Here is a 21,661-nt window from a genome sequence, read left to right as displayed (position 1 = left end):
CGCGACCGTGTCGGGGATGAGCCTGTGATCTTTATGTTAAATTGAGGTTAACTATAAAAATCGATGTATTCGGCCACGAAGGAATCGGCGTGACCGGCGTCAAATGCCCGTTGACACCATCGGCGCTTTAGCGCAGCCGACTGTATCAAAATGGGTCTGGGGCGTTTCAGTTTGATACGGAATTGCTGTCCTTCACCCTTTTCCTCTGCCGCCGATAGTTAAAATTGCAATAAAATATGATTAACACTTGTTAAGTGTTTTTTCACCCGCTAAGGAAAGCCCCGAACCGGCAGGGGCAAATGCCTCTGCAGATTACTCAAATGAAACAGGCGCTTCCCTGCAGGGGGCGTTCAGGGAGACGAAAATGAAAAAGCTCTTTGGTGCTATTCTTCTCGCCGCTGGCCTGACCTTCCCGTCGCAGGCAGCAGTGAACATCGTAGTTGATGGTTCGACCGAATATTACGATTTCGATGGCGAGCAAACCGGCAACGACATTCCGAAAAACTGGTTCGAGAGCAAACTGCTCGACGCCGGTTTCGATAACCTCGTTCAGGGTGCGACGCTCGAAACCACCACGGCTGGCAGCTTCCACTTCTACCTGCTCGGTGCCGAAAGTGCTTACCGCAACTCCTTCTCGGTAAATGGCGAGCAGCTGTTCCAGGAAAACGCCGGCCAGTCGAACGTCGCCTGGCAGGGCTGGACCAACACCTGGCTCGGTTCGTTCGGCGTTGGTGCTGCAACCGCGCTCAACGGCTCGATCTTCCAGTTTGACTCGGTTCAGGGCGTGAAGAACACGGGCCTCGGCGCGCAGGAATTCGGCATCTACCACATCGGTGGCGTGAATGACCTCAATGGCCACACCAGCCTGATCTTCGCCTTCGATGACAACGGCGCTGACGTTGACGATAACCACGACGATCTTGTGATCCTCGCCAAATTCATCGCTGCCGTTCCGGAGCCGGCCACCTGGCTGATGATGATCATGGGCTTCGGCCTCGTGGGCATCGCTGCCCGCCGCCGCGAGCGCACCAGCGTTTCGGTTGCCTGATCGGTTTCACCGATAGCCGGCAAGAAAAGGGCTCCCGAACGGGAGCCCTTTTTCGTTGCGCGTTTTGTACTCGGATCAACCTTCGGTGCCGCGCCATAGCCGACGTACGAGGCCGAGGAAATTATGAAGCCGCAGCTTGAGCGGTGCTTGCGATGAGGCTTCGCCAAGGCGCAGGCCCCTGTAGCGCGGCCTGGCGCGGCCGAACAGGGTCATGGCAGCAAGGCGCGAGGTCACCAGCCGCTTGCGGTTCGCCTGCGAGGGCTGCATGCCTGCGATCTCGGCGGGGTCAAGCGGGTCGGCGACAATATCGCCGGCTGCGATACCATCGGCGAGCAGGGCTTCGCCAAGAGGGGTGCGGGCCAGGATCATGCTGCGACCTTCGGCTTCGACAAAGCTCGGATAGCCGCGATCATCGCCGTGCCATGCATCGGCAAAGACCAGATCGGCAAAACCGCCGGTGCCATCCGGGCAGATCTTGCAGCGGAACTGCACCCGGCCGCTCAGAATGCCGCCCCACGAATCCGGATAGCTCATGGTGCCGACCTCGCCGGTCGTCGCCACGGCCTTCACGCCGCCCGGCCAGCCATCGCCGCGGAAGCGGAAGCTGGCGATTTCCTTGTCGGCCATGCCAAGGCGTTTCAGGATTTCTGCCGTGCCCGTCTGGCTCGGGATGCCACCGCACATGAAGGAGATCTTGGCGACAAGGTTCCGGGCAAGATCCGGCTTGTCCCGCAGGAGGTTGGTCAGCCCCGCCACATCGCAAGGCTTGCCGACAAAGACGACACGTTCGCCGTCCTCGAGGATGCGCACGATATCGGCAAGCGGCGCCGACGGGGCATAGCGCGAGCCGGCGGCTTCATGTACTTCCTGGCTGCTGCGGCTGATGACCATCTGGTTGCGCGTCGGGTGTGTGGCCGATGCGGTGATTTGTATCACGCAGTCGGCTTTGCCGGAGGTCAGGAGATGCATCAGCATGCCCGACAGCGCACCGCCTGAGGACGCGCGGTGGCGCAAGTCCTCGCGCGTTGAATAACCGGTCCATGCTGTACGAATCGGGCCCCAGAGGATCGTCTGCTCGGCAGCCGGCACCTGCATATCAAGATTAGCGCCGGGGCAGAGGCGGCCGATCTGTTCATCAAGTGCTTTAGAAATCGGGCCACTGAACTGCGGACGCAGGAAGCCCTTGGCATCATAATCCATGCGGATGCCTTCGGATGCACCAAGGCTCTCGCAGAGGCCGCAGCCCGCGCACAGGTTCCGCTTCAGGATGGAGGTCAGCGTCTGGGTCATTTTATCCGGCTTTGCGGGTGGCCATCACTTGTCGCATCGTATCGGCGATGCCGTCGGTGTAAACCTTCAGGCGTTCGCGCGAAACGGCAGCGAGCTGGCCGGCCTCTGCTTTCAGGGTGTCGCGGTCCTCGAAGGCCTTCACGATCCGGTCAAAGGCATCGTCGAGCGTGCTGGTACGGCAATCGAGCGTCCGCGTGTAGCCGAGCGTACCAAAAAGGCCCTCGAACTTGCGGCTGTAGGCAAGTGGCACAACGGCAATACCGGCGGAGGCTGCGGCGATACAGGCATGCATACGGGCACCGGTGAAGAAATCGAGCCCGGCAATATAGGATTTGGCTTCAGAGGGTGATGCAAAGTTGGGTGCGAGCACGCAATCCGGATATTCGGCCTTCAGTTGCTCGCATACATGATAGTCGTCATCCACCGGCAGGGTCAGCGAATTGACATGGCCGATCAGATGCACTTCGCAGCCCTTGTCGCGGAAATGGCCGATCAGGCGGTGCATCAGTTGATCGAATGGCAGCGTCAGCTTGTAATCGTTTTTTTTGCCGTAGCCGCCGCTGAACATGAGCCCGGACGGGTTGAGGCCGACTTTCGGTTTGCCGCTGGTGTTCGCCTTTGGCACATCGAAGGGCAGGGCGAAGGCGACATCGGTGGTGAGCCTGATTTTCCCTAGCTTACCGCCCATAGCCTCCCGGAAATAGGCTTCCGAGAGCGCATCGCGCGTGTAAACGGTGTGGCATCCCTTCAGCACGAGGCTCGCAGCCGTGCGGCCAAGCCAGCCATCGAAAGGCCCAAGCGTCTGGGGCGACATGATCAGCGGCACACCGGCGAGCAGGGTGCGGATCTTTGAAAGCAACAGGAAGGTCAGCCGCTTGCCGCCATAGATGCTGGCAAAGCTGTCGCCGCCACCGATATCAAGCATCAGGTCGCAGGCGGCGATCTTTCCTTGCAGGTCGGACCATGGCAGGGCGATGCGCTTACCGTTCAGCGCGACGAATTCAATATCGTCACCGCCCACATAGGGGGTGCGCTTGTCGAGGTAACCGAAGATCGTGAAGCGGACTGCGTAACCAGCTTGCCGTGCGGCTTCCCGCACCAGCGCAATGTTCGATACAGTCAGCGCGCCGATCCCGAGATTGTCGGAATTGATCGAGTGCCAGAAAAGCCCGACATTCAGGCAAGGTTGGGAAACGGCAGCGGTCGTCATCGATCTCAATCGCCTTGAAATGAAACGATGCCCAAGACCGGGCATCGTTGGAATTGCTATTGCAGGGGATGGTGCGGGCTTCCCGTCACACCTCAATAAAGGCTGCCGGGGCCACCTGCTTCATCCGTATCACCGTCCGCACCAGTTCCGGCGTCCGGCTGCTGTACGCTCGAATCGATCTCGCGCTGCAGTTTACCGTCCACTAGATTTGGCGGGTTCTTGGTCATCGAGGCAAACTTGCCGGAGAAGCTGACAGTGGCCTGTTCAAGTGCTTCCGACTGCACCTTCATCATGGTTTCGCGGTTGTTGCGGCCTTGCAGCATGCGGGTAGCAACGCGCAGGGCGTCTTCACCGGTCAGCGAAGCCGGACGGCTTTCCTGAAACTGGGTGATCATGGTACGCGGCCCTTGCACGACGAAGAAAACGGTGCGGTCACGCATCAGTTCTGGCAGCTTTTCCTGCATCGCCGAAGGAATGGTTTCCGAGAAGGCGGTGTAGGGCTTGCGCTGGTTGTTGATCTGCGAATTGCTGAGCTGGCGCTCGATCTCATCGAGATTGCCAAGGGCTTCAAACGCGTCTTTTTTCTCTTCGGGCAGGGCATCGCTCGGCGCGAGGATGGCATCGAAGATATAATAGGTGCGGTTGGCAAAAAGGTTCGGATTGTCGAGAATGAATTTCTCGGCTTCCTGGCGACTAACGGTTTGTGCCCCCGACGCCTGCGACCGCATATAGGCCTGCGCCAGAAGTGTCGAGCGCGAACGGCGGATTTCGGCGATCACACCGGGTACGCGGTCAAGTCCAGCCCCCACCGCTTTCTGTTCCAGGACCTTGCGGTTCACGATGGCGCGCAGGACATTTTCCTCAATAGCCTGACGGTCGGCATCGGCCGGGATATTGATCCGCGAAAGTTCGCTGTTCAGTTCGTGGATGGTGACTTCCTCACCGTTTACGTTCGCAACGACCTGACTCGAAGGGGTTTGTTCGCCGCCTTCTTTGGCAGCTTCCGGTGCGCCGCCACCGCTTTCGGCTTTATCGTCACCGCCGCCACAGGCCGCGAGAACCAGCACGGATGCGATTGCAGCCGCCTTGGTCAGATTGTTCTTTTGTGTGGCCCAGCCCATCACCTATCCCCCAAATCTTGGTCGTTCATTCAATTGGATGCTCGGAACGTTATTTCTCGGCTGCGCGGAGCCCGGAAAGATCGAGCTCTTCGCCTTGTGCACCGATGAATAATGGCAGCGCGTTGGCCGGCAGGGCCGCGAGAAGATCCCGTGCAAACTGATCGTGCAGATCATAAGCGGATTCTTCGTCACGCGAAATAGTGGAAATGCGCACCAGAAGGCCGTCCGGGATACGGCCACTGAGGCCATATTTCAGTTTTTCCCATTGCCGCTCCAGCGTCTTGACCGGGATGGCATCGCCCACGCGCGTCCAGAAGGTCACGGGCTCATAGCGCTGTCCATTGATCGTCATCATGCGCACCGAGGGCAGGACTACATCGTATCCCGGCACCTTCAGGTCCACGTCCTTCCGGAAATTCGAGGTAATCCGGAAGCCGTTCGCGATATAGCAAACATCCGGCCGGTGCAGCTGCAACGTGTCGCTCTGGTTGGCGCCATAGGCGATCAGTACCATCACAAGATCGCCCTCGGCATTGCGGTAGCCCTTGGTGACCGACTGGTCGTAAATCGCATCGGCGAGCGTGCTTTGCTCCAAGGGGCGTACCGCCTCGATCCGTTCGTCCACGGTCCATTCACCGAAGGTCTCGGGCAGAATGTCCTCGATCTTCAGCCCGTCCTTCAGGATGGGGGTCATCTCGGTGGGTGTCAGCCTCCAGCTGGCAAAACCGCCGAGAAGGATCAGCGCCGCCGCCAGAAGGACCTGGAGACCCGGAAGTTTCACGCCGCTTTTTTCCGCGATTGAATCCACCGCATACCTCCGAAGATCAGATTATCGAACAGGAAGAACAGCAACAGGGCAGAGGCAAACATCACGATCCCCGCAAAATCATGCAGGAAGCCCTGACCGGCCTCATCTCCCAGATAAAAGGTGATGAGGACCAGAATGATCACACGCAGGACGTTGGCGGCATAGGCTGCCGGCAGGATGAAAAGCACCAGAAGGGCGGTATGCAGCCAGCTCTGCGGCTTGATGAGATAGATATAGAGCACGCCGACGGCGGCAAGGCTGTGCATCGAATTCAAACCGACGCAGGCATCTTTCACCAGCAGCTGATACTGGCCGATATAGAGGATCACACCATTCTGGGCGATTTCATAACCAGCGTTATATAGAAGTTCCACCACCTGGTCCGAGAGCATGACCTTGAGCGGCAGGGTTGCGCCGTCGATCAGCCAGCCCGGCAAGGGCACGGAGAAGATCAGGAAGAAGATCGGAAACCAGGCGGCCTTGAGCCCGGCCCAACCCCTGAAAATCAGGACGAGTGCTGCGGCCACCGGAATCTGCGATCCGCTGTCGAACAGCAGGATCTCCTGCGAGCTCCCGATGGCAAAAACCGTGAGACTGGCGACAAGAAGCGCCCAGCCTTCCCATACTATTCTGTCGGGCTTTGGCACGGCGGCAATCGCCGGATACCGGATGAGAAAAGCGAGGAGTGCCACAATCAGAATGAAGGGGCCGTGACCGTCCTGATCGGTGTTCCAAGGGCCTTCTGCCATGATGGCGTAGGTTGAGAAATAGGTGACGACCAGGGCTGCGACCACGAGCCACATGCCGCTGCCGAAGAGGTCGCTTGCAATACGTTGCAAGTCCAGGTCAATCGTGGGCTTACGGGCTTGTGTGGTCACTGTGCAGCTTTCCGGGATTTTCGTTTCTGTCAGTATGTGTTGAGCACGGTGCCGATCAGGTGGACACCGTTCGAGCGCAACTCTTCGACCGCCACCCTGGCATCATTGGCGAGTGTCATGTGACGGCGCGCCACCAGAAGGGCAGAGCCCACGCGGGCTGCAACGGTGCGGGCGTCAGCGCAATGGTTCATCGCAGGCGTGTCGAAAAGGACAGTGTCAAAGTCCCTCAGCACATGCGACAGGGTCCAGATCAGCTCGTGACGTCCCAGAAGCTCCTGCGGGTTTGGCGGTACCCGGCCTGACGTGATGATGCTGAGGTTCGGGAAGGTGTCGTTGACCAGTACTTCATCATACGTGCGGCCGCCGATCAGGATTTCCGACAAACCTTCGTGTTCCCTCGAAATATTGAAAAGCTTGGCGATGCGAGGATTGCGCAGGTTGGCATCGATCAGGCAGGTCTTGAGGCCCAATTGGGCGAAGGCAAGGGCGAGGTTCGCTGCTGTGTAGGTGCAGCCTGACTCCGCGTTGGGCCCGACGATCGTGATCGCCCGACGTCCCTTTTCAAGGCTTTCGAGCATCAGTTGCGAACGCAAAGCCCGGAAGGATTCAGCTTCCTGACCGAACGGGTTGGTCGCCACATGCAGTTCGGTGGAGTAGGCACCCGCCTCGGGCGACAGGATCGCATAGTTGAACTGCTGCGAGATCGCGGTATCGATATCGACTTGGGTGAGGAAGCCGAGATAAATGGCGGCTTCACCGAAACTGCAGCTGCGCTCGGCCTGGGTTTTCAGGATTTCGCGGACCTGATCTTCATTGATCTTGCCCTGCGCCATCAGGATCTGGCCGATCTTCAGGCCATAGGGCAGGGAGCTTTCACGCTTGACGAGCGCTTGATTCGTAGCCGGCATTATAGTGCCCCTTTACTCGGCAGCTGCCGGTGTTGGTTGGGAAGACGAGCTTGAAGCTGCCTTTTTCAGCCGCTTCCTGTCTGCCTTCTTGTTCTTGCGCGCGGTTTTGGAGGCCGCAAGTACGGCCAGAACCGGCAGGTCTGTGGCCTGCTCCAGATCCTCAGGGGACCGCAGGCGACGATCAATCATTTCAAGAAGGAAGGCGAGCGCCATGCCAAAGAAAACTGCAGCGACGGTCGCCACCGCGACGGTCAGGCCGCGCTTGGGGAAGCTGTGGGTGAGCGGCGGAACGGCTTCTTCCAGCACCACAAGCTGGGACTGGGCAATATCGCCTTCAAGGCGCAGCGAGCCGGCGCGCCGGAAGGCATCGTCATATTCAGCCTTGCGGATCTGCACTTCGCGGGCGAGGCCATCCAGTTCGTCCCGGCCCTGACGGAGGCGCAGCACGCGGGTCTTCTGGGCTTCCAGTTCGGCTTCCAGTGTCTCGGCCTTGGCTTCGGCGATCTTCACGCGGTTGAAGATGGCGGTACGGACCTTCTGGATTTCCGTATTCAGCTGGTTCTGTGCGACTTCCCGACGGGCCACCATGGCCTTGTATTCCGGGTGATTGACGCCGACCTGACCGCCAACCGTCGCGAGAATCGATTCGATTTTGGTCAGTTCATCGCGCCACTGCTGGATTTCCGAGCTGTTGATAAAGGCAGGCAGGCTTTGGGTCCCGCCCTTCTGGATATCGGAAGCGTTGATTTGGCTGACCATCGAGCGAGCCTCGCTGACTTCGGCGCGGGCTTCCGTCACGCGGGCCGTGAGGTCGGCGAGCTTGGTATCTTCAGCATTCAGCTCCTGCGATTCCGAGATGATGCCGGTACGCTGCTGGTATTCGGTCAGGCGGCGCTGGGCATCGTTAAGGTTCTGGCGCAGTTTGTTCAACTGGCCGGCAAACCACTGGGCGTTGCGGCGAGCGGGGTCTACGCGCAGATCAAGGTCGGCGGCGATATAGGCATCGGCAAAGGCATTGGCGAGCTGTGCCGCCAGATTGGGCGCCGGGGCAGTGTAGCTGATCGCGACGATATCACTACCCGCCACGTTCTCGGCCTTCAGATTGTCCAGAAGGCGCCGGCCAATCCAGTAGCGGATGTCGACGCCAGGGTTTTCCTGCTGGCTGAAGGCATTCAGATAGAAAGGCGAAGACGTGAGGTTGAGTTGGTCGACCACGCGACCCGCAACCCCTTCGGACATGATCAGCCGGATCTGGGTACGGATATGGTTGCGAACCAGCGAAGTGGACATGACCCGGCCTGTCACCGGATCGGGTTCAGCGATATCCAGAAGAACGGTCGTGGAGGCTGTGTAGCGCTCCGGCAAGGCGAGAACGATCAGGGTCGAGACGATCCCTGCCACGACCGTCGATAAGATGATGAGCCAAAGCCTGGCCTTCAGGATGGCTACCACTTGGAAAATACTCATCGATTCGCTCGCTCTCTGCTACTTGCTGGTCACGTTGTCTTCAGTCTAGCTGTCTCTGTGCGGATTAGCCAGTTTCTATCGTCAGAACAGGCTTTGCGGCAGATAGAATACGTCGCCGCCCTTGACGATGTCAGTGAGCTCCGCCGAGACCAGCTTTCCGGACTGCATGTCGCGTCGTTTGATCTTGTTGGACTTGCCAAGTTCGGTGGCACCACCGGCGGTCGCCAGTGCCTGCTCGACAGTGAGGCCAGGTTCAACCCGGAATGTACCGGGCGAACGGACTTCGCCGTAAATATAGAACACAGGGGCGCGCGGGACGAAAATGGTATCGCCGTCGCTGACCGGCCGGTCGATCGAAGCGTCCGCTCCACCCAGAAGGTCCTGGATATTCAGTTCGATCCGCTCGATTGTGCCGGCCCCAATCGGGCGGTCCGTGAAGACAAGCGTATCGCCGGCGTCCGGTGTGGCGCCGCCCGCTTTGGCGAGGAGGTCAGAAATGGTCGAGGGGCGGTCCAGAATATAGGAACCCGGTGAGCCCACATAACCGAGGACAGAAATCCGCTGACTGGCAAATTCGATAACCCGCACGGTGACCGCCGCGTCGCGCACCACACCACCGGTTTCAAGGGCGGCCGCAATAGCGCGGGCTGCACTCGGTTCGTCCATGCCTCCGATCACGACATTCCCGATCACTGGCAGGAAGACACTCTGGTCGCTTTGTACCCGCGCCTGAGCGCTTAGTGAGGGTTGTTGAAATACCTGAATATCCACAAGGTCGCGTGGCCCGATCAGATAGGACGACGCGCTCTGTGCCGATGCAGGCAAGGCCGCTGCAGCCAGTCCGGCGAGGGCCAAGCATATCCGGCGGAGGGTGGATCGAAACTTTGCAGTCATTTCTGTCTCACGTTTTCTGTCTGGGAGGGCTCGGTCACTCGGCCAGCGGTCAGTCCCACTTCAGGCGTAGGGAGATGAAAACCGATTTGTCCGTATAATCGAAGTTGGACACGTTGGAATCTCGTTTGATATAGCGCCCGCCGACCTCAAGCATGATCAGGCGACCTATTGTGTAGCCTACTGAGGCATTCGCCGTGAAGGTATCGTCGCCGGTATTGAGGCCTTCGACCGTCGGGACAAAGTCGTCCGCATATGCGATGGACCGCGAAAGGTAGCCAACGTCAATGTTGGTCGAAATCGCAGGCGACCAGTTCGAGGCAATCGCTGCCTGCACGCCCTTTGTGCTCGAATAGAGGGCCTCAAGATTCTGCAGCGGCTGGTATGACTTGTAGGCCTGCAGGTCGATCACGTGGCGACCGCCAAGATTGTAGGTCAGCCCCGCCGAGCCGCTGATGCCTGTGCCCGGGTCTTCGGTTGTCGAGTTGGAATCCACCTGCACGGCGCCGCCCGAAAGGCTCAGCTTCATCCGCGCCCCCAGCGAATGCTGCAGTTCGGCCATCAGTTCCTTGGTCTGGAATTCGGGCCGAACGCCATCAATCAAGGGGCGCTCCGGATATTCGTATTTGAAGTAGCGTGCTGCCACCCCGATATACGAGTCGGGCGCGTAAGAGAAGCGGAGTGCAGAATAAGCGCCCTTGTCGTCATGGTCGTTCTGTTTGCGGCGATCAGCCGAATTGCTGGCTGTGCCAAGTTCACCCGCAACAGCGAGGGAGATACGGCCACCAATGCCGCATTCGGCATAGGCCGACACGGCTTTCTCGGTAAGGGTGCTTTTCACGATATCGGCGAGCGATTCGAACTCGCTCTGCTGGCGGCCCCAGTCGCCGGCAAAGGCGCCGGAACAGCGCGAACCGAGCGCCCAGTTGAGTGCAGCACGCGCATCAAGGAAGTCGTTGTCGAGATTGCTGTTTTCCTTGTGGAACTGGTAGCCGGTGCGAACTGCGGCACTGATCTGCTGCCGGCCGAAGTTGCGGCCGACCTGCAGGTCGCCCATCACGCGTGTGACGAATTCGGATGTCTTGATGCTCGGGTCCGCATCCATCTCGATATCGGAAAGGCGCAGGAAGTTGTCGTAATATGTTTCCTGGACCATTGCGGCGAGCGAGAGGCCATCCACCCGCGGGGCGCTCATAGCTGAAATTTTTGCTTGTTGGGCATTTGCCGGCGCGGCGCCGATCATCAGTGCGAATGTTGCGGCCGCAGTCAAAAAGGATGCATTTTTACAAGTCATTCTACCGAACCTGTTGGCGGCCCACGATATACATGGTCCGCGATTGAGGTGATTTCGGGAAATTTACCAGACACTTAACGCTCCCCGCACGATACTATCCCGTATTCAGGTAGGGAATTCAACGGTAAATCGGTGAAGTCTTGTCGAAGAAGAGGCCAGCAACGGTGCTGAAACAAATAAGTTTTTGCTTTTGGGCTTTATCGGGCATAGGCTCTTAATGCTTGCCAGCCTCGGCTGACGGGCCTGCCTGATATTCAGGCGAGGATTTCGCCGGCGCGGCCGGTTGTTCAGGGTTTGCGGGAGCCGTGCCCGCCTCATCGGATAGTTCAGGGGATCGCTTGTGGCTGAACTTCTCAAGACCGCAGTGGTTGAAGACGCGATCGCGGAACAGACGTCGCCGTTCGTTACCGTGATCCAGGCCTGCCGCCGTTCGGTGAAGGCGGCTGCGGCTTTTTCCCTCGTCCTGAACCTGCTGCAACTCACCGTTCCCCTTTACATGATGACGCTGCTGGACCGGGTGATCGGGTCAGGCAATACCGCCAGCCTTTATCTGCTGACGCTGATCGCCGTGGTGGCGCTTGGCGTGTCGGCGGCCCTTGATGTCCTGCGCTCCCACATTCTCAACCGGGCGGCGAGCTGGCTCGAATCGCGTCTGGGGGTTGAGCTTTTCCCGCACGTCGCCATGGCGCTGCACAACGGGATGCCGGTGAAGGCGCAGGGACTTGAGGATCTGTGGCGCCTGCGGTCTTTCATGTCGAGCCCCGGCCTTCTGGCGCTTTTCGATATCCCCTGGATGGTTTTCTATTTCATCGTGCTGTTCCTGATCGCGGTCCCCTTGGGGCTCCTGGCGCTGATTGGGGCTGCGGTGCTTCTGGGGATCGCGATCTATAACGAAAATTCGGTCCGCGCCGTTCTTTCGAACGCCCAGAATATTGCAGAAACCTCGCGCGATTTCGTGCGGTCGGTGCAGCGGTCGAGCGACGAGATCCAGTCGATGGGCATGATGCCGGCGGTGATGAACCGCTGGCTGACCCACAATATCAAGGCGCTCAGGGACCAATATACAAGCTCCACACGCGCGGCGACCAATCTGGCGCTTTTCAAGACGTTCCGCATGATTTTGCAATTGGCGGTGCTGTTCACCGGTGCGCTTCTGGTGCTTGGAGGCAGCCTCAGCCCCGGCGCCATCGTTGGTGCGTCGCTCATCATGTCGCGCGCGCTGGCACCTGTGGAGCAGGCGATTACGGCTTGGAAACAGGCAATTTCCGCGCTCGGCTCCTACTCGCGCCTCAGGGATGCACTGCCGGCGGAAAGTGAGCGCAGGGTGAGCGCCCGCCGGCCCGATGGTCCGGTCGACATCGCCTTGCAGGACATGAGTTTTGCTTTTCCGGGGGCTGAACAGCCGTTCCTGAAGGGAATCAGCCTTGAAGCCGTGCGTGGGGAAATCCTCACCATTATCGGGCCTTCGGCTTCCGGCAAGTCGACGCTCGGCCGGGTGATTTCGGGGGCATACAACCCGACCGAAGGGTTTGTGATGCTCGGCAATTTCGAGGTTTCGCACTTCTCGCGTGATGAGCTTGGTGGTTTTGTCGGCTATGTGCCGCAAAAGCTCGAATTCCTGCCGGGCACGATCTACGAGAATATCGCGCGCTTCCAGGAAGTGCCGATCGAAGAGGTGATCGAGGCGGCATCGCGGATCGGTGCGCATGAATTCATCATGGAGCTGCCGAAGGGGTATGACACCCGTATCGGGGGCGATCAGGGGCATCCGCTTTCGGGTGGGCAGTTGCAACGCCTTGCCATTGCGCGGGCGCTGTGTGGCCGTCCCGGCCTTCTTGTCCTTGATGAGCCGAACCTCAATCTCGACAATGAAAGCGAAGCGCTTCTCATCCGTGCGCTTGACGAAGAAAAGGCTCGCGGCGTCACCGTGATCGTGATTTCACACCAGAAATCGATGATCGAACGTGCCGACAAGCTGGCGCTGATCGTGCGCGGTCGCCTCAGCCAGTTCGGCACGAAAGCGCAAGTGTTGCGCCGCCTTTCCGGACCGGCGAAGCCGGGCGTGGCTCCACGTCAGGTTGGTCCGGCACCGCGCCCGAGCGGTATTTCCGGCGTGCGGCCGATTGGTGCGAACCGCCCGAGCGAGCGAGCGGGCGGCAATGGCGGCGACACCGGCGCATCGCTGACTCCGGAAGGCTTCGCCCGCCGCCCCGTCCAACCGCCGCAACCGCCGCAACCGCCGCAGGGAGGGCAGGATGACTGACATACCGCGTTCCCATATGTCGGCCCTGATCGAGGAAGTCCGCCAGTCCCGGTTTCCCTTTGTCGAGGACAAGGTGCGGATTGGCGCGGTCACGATCCTCGCTTTTTTCGGCTTCCTGCTCGCCTGGTCGATCTTCGCGCCGCTTTCCACCGGGGCGGTGGTCAGCGGGCGGGTGATCGTGGAAGGCGACAAGGAGACGCTGCAGCATCTTGAAGGCGGCATCGTGCGCGAAATTCTTGTCAAGAATGGTGACAAGGTGTTGGCCGGTGACCCGCTTCTGGTGATGGACCCGCGCCCGGCTGAAGCGCGCGTTGCCGAGGTGAAGGCCCGCCAACTGGCCTTTGCGGCCCAGCGCGTTCGCCTGCAGGCGGAGCTGGACGGCCTTGAGGCGCCCGACTTTTCGAGCCTTGACACAACGGGACTGAGCGAGGCATCGGTGGCGGATATCCTTGCCGCCGAAGAACGGCAGTTCGTGATGCGCCGCAGCCTCTACACCCGTCAGGAAGCCGCCTATGTGAATGCCGTGGTGGCAGCGCAGGAGGTTTATGACAACACAACCGCCCAGCTGCAGAATATTGCCGGCCAGTTGAAGCTTCTGGATGAAGAGATATCTGATGTCGACAGCCTGCTCGCCAAGGGATATGCACCGAAATCGCGCAGCCTCGCCCTGAAGCGTGCCCGCGAAGGTGCCGCGTCCGAGCAGCTTGGCCTGATGAGCCAGCAGGAGCAACAAGCCCAGGCACTGCTTGCTTCCCGTGTGGAGCTGGACAAGTTCCGGTCCGAGCATGCACAGGAAGTGGCCAAGACGATGCAGGCGGTGACGGTAGACCTTGTGGCGCTTGACGCAGCGGTGCGGCTTGCCGAGGACCAGCGCTCCCGCGTGGTGATGCGTGCGCCGAGGAACGGCACCGTGATGAATCTGAAAGTGAATACGGTGGGCGGCGTGCTGCCGGCCGCAGCCCCCGCCATGGAGCTGGTGCCAGAAGGCGCGCAGCTTGTGGTGACCGGCCAGTTGCAGGCAAAGGATGCCGCCAATATAGGCCCCGGCCTCCATGCCCGCATTTCCGTGCTCGCCTTCAAAAGCCGTTCGACACCGACGATCGAGGGCAAGGTGCTGACCGTTTCGCCCGACATCGTGAAAGACGAACGCACAGGCGCCGATTATTATCCCATCACCATCGGTTTCGATGCTTCGAGCCTCGCAAACCTGGAGCAGGGGGAAACCCTGCAGCCGGGTTATCCCGTTCAGGTGATTGTCGAAACCGCGAAGCAGCCCGTGCTGCTTTATCTCTTGCAACCGCTTCTCAGCAATTTCCAGAACGCTTTCCACGAGCGTTGACGAAGTCAGTCCGGGTACTTTCCTTATGAGGCTATACAAATCCGCCATCGCTGCGCTTGCTGTGCGCGGCGCCTCTATTCTCCTGGGGTTCGGCGTTACCTTCATAATTGCCCATCAGCTTGGCACGGCGGCTAATGGCCAGTATGCGCTTGTCACGCAAACCGTGATGCTGCTCTCGGTGCTTGCGGTTGCGGGCACCGACCTTTCGCTGATCAAGTTTCTGACCGTCAGTAAGGGGGAAAAGCATGTCCTGACCAATCGGCTTCTGGGGGAGCTGATGATCTTCGTGCTGCTGGCTTGCTTCGTGATCGGTGGCCTGTTGTGGCTCAGCCGTTCGCTTGTCTGGAACAGGCTCTTTGGCGATATCGTGCCGATCGAGTGGATCGGACTTCTGGCGCTGATGCTGCTTGGTCGGGCTGGCGGGCGCTTCATCAGCGCGGTCCTGCGGTCACAGCATTATTTTGTGCTGGGCCAGTCCATAGAAGTGCTTGTGGTGCCACTTGTAGTCGTCCTTTATCTCGTTGGCGGTTTTGCCGGCGATGTCAAGGATGTGATCGTCATCAATATCTTTGCATCCATCGGATGTCTGCTCGCTGGTGGGTTGTTCGCATGGACGCGCAAGAAGGCGAAGGAAGACACTGGTGATGTCTCGGTTAGCGCCATCGTGCGCTCGGGTCTGCCGCTCCTTGGGGTCGGCATCACCCAGACCTTCACCGAATGGTTTGCCATAGCGGTCGCGGCCTCTTACCTCGGCGCGCATGAGACTGGCGTGATGCGCATCGCCATGCAGCTCAGTATGGTGCTGGCAATCATCCCGACTGGGCTCTGGTCGGTTTTTGCCCCCAAAATGGCCGCTGCTTATAACAAAGGGGACAGGGCAGAACTCGGTCGTCTCGCCAAACTGGCCAATATGACCATTGCCATGGTTGCCGTGCCGCTCGCAATCTTTATTTCAGCCTTCGCGGGCCCCATACTGAATTTTATCAGTTCGGAAGCGGCTGGAGCCGAACTTGTGGTAATAATACTTGTTGTCGGGCAGCTGATTGCAGCCGTTATGTCGTGCATGGGCATGCTGCTTGCGATGACCGGCCACGAGAAGGTTTCTTTCCGGAATGCAATGATCGGTACAGTCGTGATGGTGGCGTCCGGGACCGTGTTCGTACAGCTTTATGGCATCATGGGGCTGGCGCTTGCGATCGTCTGTACGATCACTTGGCGTCAGGTTTCTTGTATGGTAGCAGTTGTGCGGCTGTTGCGCCTCAATCCTTACACGGGGAAGCAGTATATTGATTGACGCCGGGAAAACTAAGCCTTTCTCTTCACTGAACGGGCCGTATTCCGGGCAGTTGCGGCGGGGACAGAGAACCGCAGCCCTTTGCAGTTTTTAATTCCGAATATGCGACAATTGGAGTTGCACCATGTTGAATCTCATTGCTTCTGAAGTTAAGCAAGCCCCGTTCCCACATATCGTTTCCGACCGGATTCTTGAAGAAAGCCTGTTTAATGCGCTTCGGGCTGATTATCCTGATGCTTCGATCTTCGAGGGCCAGAAAGGGGTCAGCGGCATGTCAGGCAGCCGCACTGGTCAGGGCTTTGATATCTATCGCGGAGACGAAGCCTATTCGGCCCTGATGGCCAAGTCCGAAGCTTGGCGGGAGTTTGACGCCTATATCAATTCCCGTACCTTCGTCGAGAAGTTCGTCGAATTGTTCGGGGATCGGCTGGCCGATACTGGCTGTAGCGTCGAAATCAGTCCTGACAAATATGAACGCGACTATATCGAACCGCGCCATGTGATGACGGCTCACGAAACGCTGAAAAGCAAGATCCTCGATTTGGGGCGCCATATCCTGCCGAAAAAGGCTCGCAAGCCCGTGCCGCTTTTCTCGCGTCTGGACATCCACAAGGCGCTTACTGGTTATGCCAAACAGGTGCATTGCGACCGCCCGAACCGGCTGTGCTCGCTGATCATCTATTTTACAGATGCCGATGAGGCTGGGATCGTCGGCGGCGACCTGACGATACACCAGCACAAAGTGGACAAACCCTTTACGGAATATGAGCGCCATCCGAAGCCTGAAGATGCGCCGGTTATTGCCAAACTGCGGCCGAAGAAGAATCGAGGCGTTTTCTTCCCTTGCTGCAACAACAGCTATCACGGTGTTACGGCGGTGGAGACGCAAGGCAAGGAACGCGACTATCTCTATATCAACATCTCCGGGCATGGGGATTCCATCTGGTATTGAACCGGCGGAATTGATAGAGGTAGATAAGGCTTCTTTAAATGTTTGTGCTGCAGGCTCAGGAGATGCAATGAGTCTGCAGCATTTTATTTAAAGGAAGACAAGGTCAATGGTTGATGCCAGTGTGAATTCGCGTCCCTTTGTTGAAAGTGTCGGTCTTTCGGGCAATCCGCTGGTCAATGGTCTTCTTTATGGTGTGCGCTATTCAACCGACCAGAATGGCGCGGTCGAGATCAGTTTCAGTATCCCCGGCGCCAATAGCACGTTCGCCACGAGCGTCAATCTCGGTTACGGGGCTGCTGATTCCGAGGTGAACAGCGGCTGGCATCCGGTGACTGCGTCGCAGGCGAATGTGTTGCGTCAGGCGCTGGATGATATCGAGCGCTATACAAATGCCTCCTTCACGGAAGTCAGTGACACAGGCGCCCAAGCCGGCACCATACGCATCGCCTGGACCGACTATGTGGACGAGGAGACGCTTGCCTGGGCTTATTATCCGATCTCGGCACCGGTGGCGGGGGATATCTGGCTGATCAGCGGCACGCTAAGTGAAAGCGATGCCTATTTCGAGACGACGATTTATCACGAGCTGGGTCATGCGCTGGGGCTGAAGCACCCGCACGAAGTGGAAGGTAAATTCCCGGCGCTCGCGGCCAATTATGACGGCAACGACTATACCGTGATGAGTTACGAAGTATCGGCGCGCTATGATGATGCGCTCTGGACCGATCTTGAGCCCGATGGCTACATGTATCTCGATATCATGGCGCTGCAGGCCCTTTATGGCACGGATACGGTGACAACCGGCCGGGCCGATGGCTATGATTTTGATCTTTCCGAACGCCACCTGACAACAATCTGGGACGCGGGCGGGGTCGATACCCTCAGCGTCTCGAACGGCACTGACGATGTGACCATCTCGCTCATCCCCGGTACATGGTCCGATATCGGCACTGTCGTAACCTACAGCGGCCGCGCCAAAAATTATCGGGAGAACGAGACCGTCTTCATCGCACCGGACACCTGGATCGAGAAGGCATCCGGCGCTGGCGGCAATGACACGCTGATCGGTAACAGGCAGGCCAACACGCTTGCGGGCAATGCCGGAGACGACACGCTGCAGGGGGGCAACAGCGGCGATATCCTGAAAGGAGGCGACGGCGACGACTACATCCTTGGTCAGCAAGGCTTTGACAAGCTTTACGGCGATGCAGGAGACGACATCCTGTCAGGTAGCTGGGGTGCCGATCTCCTGGATGGTGGCGCCGGAAACGACCGGCTGGTAGGCGGGCAGGGTCGCGACACGTTCGTTGGCGGGTCAGGGCATGACACGATGGTTGGCGGCTCGGAAGCCGACACCTATGTTTTTACAGACAATTCCGGTGGAGACCGGATCATGGATTTCGATACCAGCCGCGATATCCTCGATTTCTCGGATATGGCCGACGGTTTTTCGAGCGCTGCCGCCGTCAGGGCTGCCATGTCGCAGGATCCGTGGGGACTTGTTATCGACCTCGGGGGCGGCGACTGGGTGCGGCTCGCGGGCTTGACGACGTCGGACGCGGATGATGTGATCGTAATAGTCTGACGCGACTGCGGCGCTGATCATTAGGGGGAAAGCGAACCATGGAGCGGCTGCTCGCCATTTTCAGTCTATCCGATTATGAAGCGCTGGGCTTCTTCCTGTTTGTCTGGGCGGCCTACACCTTGCTCACCGACGCAAGCTTCCTGCGGCCGCGCTCGATTGCGGCAGCGATGGAGCGGCAGCGCCAGCGCTGGTTTGAAGAAGCCTTCCGGCGTGACCTTCGCATCCTCGATACCGGCATCCTGCAAATCCTGATGAGCGGCATGAACATGTTCGCCTCTACGTCCATCATCGTGATTGGTGGCCTGTTCGCGGCGATGGGCTATAGCGAAGCGCTGGCGGGCGCGGTGGCCCGTGTGCCGTTTGCAGCCGCAAGCTCGCCCGAGCAACTGACAGTGAAGCTCGCTGTGCTGCTGGCCATCTTCATCTATGCCTTTTTCAAATTCGCCTGGGCGATCCGCCTGTCGCACTATTGCGCGATTCTCCTTGGCGGTTTCGGGAACCCGATGGGAGAGCCGAGCGAGGCTGACCGGCAGCGCGTCGCGGCGGCGGCTCGCCTTAACACGCTGTGCGGCCTGCATTTCAACCGGGGCATCCGAGCCATCTTCTTCGGGCTTGCGACTGTCGGCTGGTTCATCAGCCCGGTCTTCTATGTTCTGTCGACCCTTTTCATCCTTGGGATCGTCGCCCGGCGCGAGTTCGGGTCGGCGGCTGCGGCAGCCGTTAAAAGCCTCTGATCAGGCCCGGATGAGGCCGGATAGCGGCTTGACGGTCCCTGAATCCGGGAAAATATCGAGATCGAGCTTCGGTCCGGCCACCTTCATATGATCCGCCATCACGCCCTTCAGGATCGCGCGCAAGTCAAGCGTTGGCATCAGGTCCCGTCCTTCATACAGCATCGGTCCGGCAAGGCCGGGCCAGTCGGCGATCACCCGGCCGCCATCCACGGCGCCGCCCAGCAGGAAGGCTGCACCTGCCGTGCCATGATCGGTGCCGCGTGTGCCATTCACGGCGGCTGTTCGGCCAAATTCGGTGGCGATAACGACGGCGGTGTGTTGCCATGCATCTCCAAGACCGGTCTTGAGGGCGGCTATCGCCTGATCAAGCGCTGAAAACTGGCGATTCAGGCGTCCCGTCTGGCCCGTGTGGGTGTCCCAGCCGCCGAATTCCAGCATGGCAACGTTCGGCCCGCCTTCGACTGTCAGGAAGCGGGCAGCGGATTCAGACAGAGTGACGATATTACCGCGCCCACCATTCATCGAGTTACCCATGTTTCCTACCGTTTCATTCTCCAGCATTTGCTGAAGGGCGGCCTCGAGAAGTGCGTCACCGGCATAAAGGTCATCGAGGCGGTCGAATATATCGGGGCTTGCCTCCGGTATCCGGGTGGGTGCCCAGCTTGTGGCCCGTTCGCCACCGCGCAGCGCAAGCGGCATGGTCTCGGCAAGGGCGACGGCCTTGGTGACAGCATCGCCATTGATCATCCGGGCGAGGAACCCGTCGTTGGTGGCGGGGGCGGCTATACCCTGTTCAAGCATATCCTGCGCATCGAAATGGGAACGGCTGCGATAGGGGCCAGCCACCGCATGGAAGATCGTGGCTTCCTTGGCGCCGTACAGGGCATGGAGCGTGGTGAGCTTCGGATGCAGGGCAAAGCCGCCATCAAGGGGCAAACCCGCCGTTTCCTCTTCGGCCAATATGCCGCGTATTCCGGCAAAGGCAGGGTCGGCCACCATCGGCACAGCGGAAAGGCCGTCCATCCCGCCACGCAGCAGGAAGAAGATAAAACGGGGTGCTTCGCCGGGCTCCACCGCCATCAGGCGGGGGCTGAACAGGGTGAGGGCGGCGGTCGCACCGGAAAGGGCGAGGAAACGGCGACGGTTGAGGCTTATCTTGTCATGCATAGATCATCTCCGGTGCCGCGAGGAGAAGCGACAGGGCCTGATGCGCGCTTTCGGCACGGGCGATCGATGTACGCGTACTTTCAGATAACGCCTCTCCCCACAGAAACCCGGCAAGCGCGCGGGAATCGACACGGACGACACGCTCGGCAAGGGCGGAGGCCCAGTCTATCCGCGTCATCAGCGATTGGCCGGAAAGCCACTCGCCGGCAGTGTCTGGCCAGCCATCGGGGCCCGGTGGCACCATCGGCCGCTGGCCCATGTCACGCAGCACGGCGAAAATCTTGCGGGTCTTGTCCGCCGGGTCGATTTTCAGGGCCCTGAGCGTTGCCACCACATAATCTTCGGGCGGTCGTATCTTGCGGGTTTCGTCCAGCAGGGGTGCTGCCAGTTCGAACAAGCGCTTGTGGACACTCGGCAGATGCCCGTCGGTTTCCATGAAGGTGCGGGCAAGCGCGGTGACGGCGTCTTCGGGCGGTGTGTCGGCGATGAAATGTCGGGCGAGCTTGAAGGCGATGAAGCGCGCCGTGGCGGGATGAACGGCAAGGTCAGCCAGAACAGCGCGGGTCTGGGCGTCGCCCTTGCCGCGATAGGTTTTGCCAAGCACAGCATGGTCGCCGGGTTCGTGCATACGGTCGACATAGGTGAAGCGTCCGGTGCCGCCGATGATGGGACGACTGACCGTCCAGCCCGTCAGGATACGGGCGAAAGCGGTGACATCGGCCTGAGTATAGCCGCCGTTCACCCCGAGCGTCTGGAGTTCCAGTATCTCACGTGCCAGATTTTCGTTGAGGCCAAGGTCGCGCCGCTGCCCGACCTTGCTGTTCGGCCCCGCCGAGCGGTCGTTATCGAGATACAGGATCATGGCCGGATGCGCGGTCGAGGCCTGCAGCATGTCGCGAAAATGGCCGTTCAGGCGCGGGCGGATCGCCTCGCGTTCGAAGGCGCCGGCAACGGTCAGTACCACCAGTTTTTCAGCCGATACCGTGAAATGGTTGGACCAGAAGCGTACCAGCCGTTCATGCACCGGCGTTTCTGTCATCACGGCTTGCGTGAGCCGCGCTTCCACATCGGCAAGATAGATATTACGGAAGTCCTTCCGCTCCATCACTTTGGCGGCAATCTCCTTTTCATCATCCGCCTTGTCCCTGCGGGCTTTCAGCAATTCCCGCTGGAACAGGAAAACGTCGGCAAGGAGCTTGTCACTCGCCGGGCGGCCTTCGAAGGCTCGCCTGTCGTCAGGCTCGCCGGTCAGTTGGGCCAGTGTCCAGCCGAGCGGGTCTGCGGCGATGGCGGTGGCATCGCCGGGGCGGGCGCCAAGGCCGAAACGGCTGACAAAACGGGCAGGGGCGGGGCTTTTCATCAGGCCTTCCTCTCGAATGTATTCGGGGCGGCAGACATACCGATGGTACGCC

Annotated in this window: 18 protein-coding genes; 7 read left to right on the top strand and 11 right to left on the bottom strand. The window is 59.5% G+C overall.

Translation table 11 applies throughout. The annotated features are described in order from the left end of the window. Positions 1-364: 364 nt before the first annotated feature. Entirely contained in the window at positions 365-1,048 is a 684-nt protein-coding gene (locus OU694_RS06605) for a PEPxxWA-CTERM sorting domain-containing protein (protein ID WP_308910185.1), read from the top strand. Positions 1,049-1,123: 75 nt separating this feature from the next. Here the strand turns inward: OU694_RS06605 and OU694_RS06600 are convergent, their stop codons facing one another. From OU694_RS06600 to OU694_RS06560, 9 genes are all read right to left on the bottom strand, one after another. Then, the gene (locus OU694_RS06600; RefSeq protein WP_308910184.1) at positions 1,124-2,338 is read right to left on the bottom strand and encodes a Coenzyme F420 hydrogenase/dehydrogenase, beta subunit C-terminal domain; all 1,215 of its coding nucleotides are present in this window, start codon (positions 2,336-2,338) and stop codon (positions 1,124-1,126) included. 1 nt (position 2,339) lies between these two features. Then, on the bottom strand, positions 2,340-3,548 hold the full coding sequence (locus OU694_RS06595; RefSeq protein WP_308910183.1) for a polysaccharide pyruvyl transferase family protein: 1,209 nt from the start codon (positions 3,546-3,548) through the stop codon (positions 2,340-2,342). 92 nt (positions 3,549-3,640) lie between these two features. Next, on the bottom strand, positions 3,641-4,669 hold the full coding sequence (locus tag OU694_RS06590; RefSeq protein WP_308910182.1) for an EpsD family peptidyl-prolyl cis-trans isomerase: 1,029 nt from the start codon (positions 4,667-4,669) through the stop codon (positions 3,641-3,643). A 49-nt stretch (positions 4,670-4,718) separates the two neighbouring features. Beyond that, on the bottom strand, positions 4,719-5,450 hold the full coding sequence (epsI, locus tag OU694_RS06585) for an exosortase-associated protein EpsI, V-type (RefSeq protein ID WP_308910181.1): 732 nt from the start codon (positions 5,448-5,450) through the stop codon (positions 4,719-4,721). After that, the gene (gene xrtB, locus OU694_RS06580) at positions 5,447-6,355 is read right to left on the bottom strand and encodes an exosortase B (RefSeq protein WP_308910180.1); all 909 of its coding nucleotides are present in this window, start codon (positions 6,353-6,355) and stop codon (positions 5,447-5,449) included. The genes epsI and xrtB overlap by 4 nt, the downstream gene beginning before the upstream one ends. 29 nt (positions 6,356-6,384) lie before the next feature. Beyond that, on the bottom strand, positions 6,385-7,263 hold the full coding sequence (locus OU694_RS06575) for a polysaccharide biosynthesis tyrosine autokinase (protein ID WP_308910179.1): 879 nt from the start codon (positions 7,261-7,263) through the stop codon (positions 6,385-6,387). Between the two features lie 12 nt (positions 7,264-7,275). Continuing rightward, positions 7,276-8,730 carry a Wzz/FepE/Etk N-terminal domain-containing protein gene (locus tag OU694_RS06570; protein WP_308910178.1) on the bottom strand — a complete coding sequence of 485 codons (1,455 nt, stop codon included), beginning with the start codon at positions 8,728-8,730 and terminating at the stop codon, positions 7,276-7,278. Between the two features lie 81 nt (positions 8,731-8,811). Next, positions 8,812-9,624, bottom strand: a complete 813-nt coding sequence (locus tag OU694_RS06565) for an SLBB domain-containing protein (RefSeq protein WP_308910177.1) — start codon at positions 9,622-9,624, stop codon at positions 8,812-8,814. A gap of 49 nt (positions 9,625-9,673) precedes the next feature. Continuing rightward, a complete protein-coding gene (locus OU694_RS06560; protein ID WP_308910176.1) occupies positions 9,674-10,816 on the bottom strand; it encodes an outer membrane beta-barrel protein in 1,143 nt (380 codons plus the stop codon). A gap of 439 nt (positions 10,817-11,255) precedes the next feature. Between OU694_RS06560 and OU694_RS06555 the strand changes: the two genes are divergently transcribed. From OU694_RS06555 to OU694_RS06530, 6 genes are all read left to right on the top strand, one after another. Continuing rightward, positions 11,256-13,178: a type I secretion system permease/ATPase gene (locus OU694_RS06555; RefSeq protein ID WP_308910175.1), complete on the top strand. Its 1,923-nt coding sequence runs from the start codon at positions 11,256-11,258 to the stop codon at positions 13,176-13,178. Continuing rightward, positions 13,171-14,517, top strand: a complete 1,347-nt coding sequence (locus tag OU694_RS06550) for an HlyD family type I secretion periplasmic adaptor subunit (RefSeq protein WP_308910174.1) — start codon at positions 13,171-13,173, stop codon at positions 14,515-14,517. The genes OU694_RS06555 and OU694_RS06550 overlap by 8 nt, the downstream gene beginning before the upstream one ends. A 25-nt stretch (positions 14,518-14,542) precedes the next feature. Further along, the gene (locus OU694_RS06545; RefSeq protein ID WP_308910173.1) at positions 14,543-15,811 is read left to right on the top strand and encodes a lipopolysaccharide biosynthesis protein; all 1,269 of its coding nucleotides are present in this window, start codon (positions 14,543-14,545) and stop codon (positions 15,809-15,811) included. Between the two features lie 124 nt (positions 15,812-15,935). Beyond that, positions 15,936-16,763 (top strand): 2OG-Fe(II) oxygenase, encoded by an 828-nt coding sequence (locus OU694_RS06540; protein ID WP_308910172.1) that lies wholly within the window; start codon positions 15,936-15,938, stop codon positions 16,761-16,763. Positions 16,764-16,869: 106 nt separating this feature from the next. Then, complete coding sequence (locus OU694_RS06535) at positions 16,870-18,348, top strand: M10 family metallopeptidase C-terminal domain-containing protein (RefSeq protein WP_308910171.1); 1,479 nt, start codon at positions 16,870-16,872, stop codon at positions 18,346-18,348. Positions 18,349-18,386: 38 nt separating this feature from the next. Further along, entirely contained in the window at positions 18,387-19,082 is a 696-nt protein-coding gene (locus OU694_RS06530) for a DUF599 domain-containing protein (RefSeq protein ID WP_308910170.1), read from the top strand. On the opposite strand, the gene OU694_RS06525 is transcribed toward OU694_RS06530, so the two are convergent. Continuing rightward, entirely contained in the window at positions 19,083-20,249 is a 1,167-nt protein-coding gene (locus OU694_RS06525) for a DUF1501 domain-containing protein (protein ID WP_308910169.1), read from the bottom strand. Continuing rightward, on the bottom strand, positions 20,242-21,609 hold the full coding sequence (locus tag OU694_RS06520) for a DUF1800 domain-containing protein (protein WP_308910168.1): 1,368 nt from the start codon (positions 21,607-21,609) through the stop codon (positions 20,242-20,244). Before OU694_RS06520 ends, OU694_RS06525 begins: the two co-directional genes overlap by 8 nt. Positions 21,610-21,661: the final 52 nt, after the last annotated feature.

It is taken from the genome of Pseudokordiimonas caeni (genome assembly GCF_026719705.1).
GTDB lineage: Bacteria > Pseudomonadota > Alphaproteobacteria > Sphingomonadales > Kordiimonadaceae > Gimibacter > Gimibacter caeni.
This window is presented reverse-complemented; position numbering and strand designations above follow the sequence as displayed.